The organism is uncultured Methanobrevibacter sp., assembly GCF_946184425.1.
Taxonomy (GTDB): Archaea; Methanobacteriota; Methanobacteria; order Methanobacteriales; family Methanobacteriaceae; genus Methanocatella.
Genome location: NZ_CAMHFP010000083.1, coordinates 1 through 2,520 on the forward strand (window position 1 = coordinate 1; position 2,520 = coordinate 2,520).

General features: G+C 32.9%; 2 protein-coding genes. Both read right to left on the reverse strand.

Annotated features, from left to right (window positions below):
- Nucleotides 1-80 precede the first annotated feature (80 nt).
- Complete coding sequence (gene mobB, locus Q0P94_RS10490; protein ID WP_295116415.1) at nt 81-791, reverse strand: molybdopterin-guanine dinucleotide biosynthesis protein B; 711 nt, start codon at nt 789-791, stop codon at nt 81-83.
- A gap of 404 nt (nt 792-1,195) precedes the next feature.
- On the reverse strand, nt 1,196-2,404 hold the full coding sequence (locus Q0P94_RS10495) for a Coenzyme F420 hydrogenase/dehydrogenase, beta subunit C-terminal domain (RefSeq protein WP_295116418.1): 1,209 nt from the start codon (nt 2,402-2,404) through the stop codon (nt 1,196-1,198).
- Nucleotides 2,405-2,520: the final 116 nt, after the last annotated feature.

The window sequence follows — 2,520 nt, forward strand, 5'->3', positions numbered from 1 at the left end:
TTATTTTTAAATATATTTATTTTTAAATATATGAATTATTTTTAAATATTTTTAAATATATGAATTATTTTTAAATATTTTTAAATATTATTATCTTTTTCTTTTTTATTTTTAATTGTTATGTCAATATCATCAAAGTTCTCTACACCATATTCCTTGATTTTAAGTGGAGTCAATACTCCCAATATGGTTTGCTTGAGATAATCGCTGACAAATCTATTCAATCCAATATTCACTCCATCAATAGCTAAATTGACTTCAGCTTGAGTTTCAGGATTGTAATCTAGCTTTCCTTGGCCTATAAGACTTGCATCATTATATCCGCATTCATTAACAAATAATGTTTCCAAAATGTCATAGGATCTTTCTTCAACAAGGTCGACCAATTCCAATAGCTCATCATCTGTGATTTCAAATGAATTCACCACTTTTATCGTATACTCGTCCTTGACTTCTTCACAAGTTGCTATTTTAGCATAAGGATAAGCTTTAAATCCTTCTATAACAACAAAATCAGGATTTTCAATAAGTTTTATTAAGAATAAAATACGTTCTAAATCAAACCTTTCATTAATATTGAAGTAAGTTCTTCCACCAATTCCTACAACAAAGCCAGAACCTGCTTCCATTTGCTTATATGTGTCGGTTCCCTCATGATCCATTTCCATCTGGTGATGAGAATGCTTAATGCTTGCTACCTTGAATTCCCTATTGGTTAATTCCTTAATGATCTTGCCTGTAAGGGATGTTTTGCCAGTGTTCTTTAAACCTACAATTGAAATAATTCTCATCTTTACACCAATTAAAAAAATTTTTAATTATTTTTAAATTAATTATTTGAATAAATTTATAACCTATTGTTAAATTTAATTTATCTAAATAAACTTTTGTCCCCAATCATAGATTAGATTAACTATTAAATCAAGATTCATCATAAAAATAGACAGTGAAATTTCACTAAATAAATTAAATTTAAAAATAAATCAATAGCTATTTTTAAAAAAATAATTTAAAAAATAGTTTTTCATGGAAATGAGTGAATAAGAGGTGACTATTTTAAAAATTATTTAATTAAAAAGGAGAATAAAAATAGAAAATTGTAAAACGAATATAATAAGCAAAACGCTCATTACAAAGTTTTACAACAACTAATTTATTCTATCGTGTTTCACCATTTTGATTTAAATCTTCAATCCTAGTATTGTCTGTAGGATTTAGGACCAAATTCAGTGAATGGTAATGGTTCTTCGTTGTCTACACCACTGTAGTAACCGAAGATGTCTCTGACTTTTTGGTTTACAGTAGCCCATACTTTGGATACTGGAATTTCACAAGGACATACTTCAGAACATTGACCACAGTTAGTACATGCATCTACCATGTGTACCATACGAGTTAAGTGGAAGAATGGAGCTGCAGGGGTGTATCCACCAGGTACCCATTCAGGACCTTCAGCTTCGAGACAGCAGTCATCACAGAAACAGAGAGGACATGCTTCACGGCAACCGTAACATTTCATACATCTGGAGAATTCTTCTTTGTATTCTGCGAATACTTCTAAGATGTCACCAGAGGTTCCAGCAAAGTCTTTTTCTCTTTGTGCCATTGCTTGTTTTACCATGATGTTGTCGATGTTAGAACGGATTGTTACACCTTTTTCGATTGGTGCTTGGGTTTCAATTAATCCAGCATCAATTACTTTTCCTAAGATGTCTGCACCTTTTTCGGAGCATACTTCTACGAAGGTTGCTTTTCCAGCTAAGTCACCGATAACTCCCCAGTTACCTAAAGCTAAATCAGCGTTGGTAGGGATGTTCATGGTACATCTTTGACAGTTTTCTCTTCTACCCATTCCGTCTTCTTCGAGTTCATCGATGGAAATTGCTTTTTCACCATCAGCGGTTTCCATAATGAGTTTTCCTTTGGAAATTTCTTCTTTGATGACGTCAGCAGGGTCTAATTCGTAAACGTCTCTAATCATTTTCATGGTTGGTACAGGTGGCATGGTTCCTCCACAGTTTACACCAATCATGATTACGTTTTCTTCGATAACTTTTCCTTTTCTCATTAACTCTTTTAAGGTCATTGCGTCACATGGTTTTGTGGTAACTGCAATTTTCATATCTCTTGCACCGTCTAAGTATTTGGATACGAATTTTGCTAAGTTTAAGGTACCACAGTGAAGGGATCCTGCAGATTTGATTACATCTTCAGGGTCAGTGATGAGAATAGGTTTAGCATCGTATAAGTCAGCTGCTTCTTCTACAGCAACTACTGCATCAACAATACCTTCTTCGAGTAAGTATTTCATGATAGTAGTTACGACTCCACCGTATTCTCCTTTTTCTTTAATTGCTTCATTACCAGAGTATGCATAAAACATATCATTTACATTTACTGCCATATTATCTACTCCTTATTCACCTTATAATTTTTCTACTTGAATAGCACAAGCTTTTAATTCAACCATTTTACATTTAGGGTCGAAAGAATCGGAGTTGGTTAACATGTTAGCTGCAC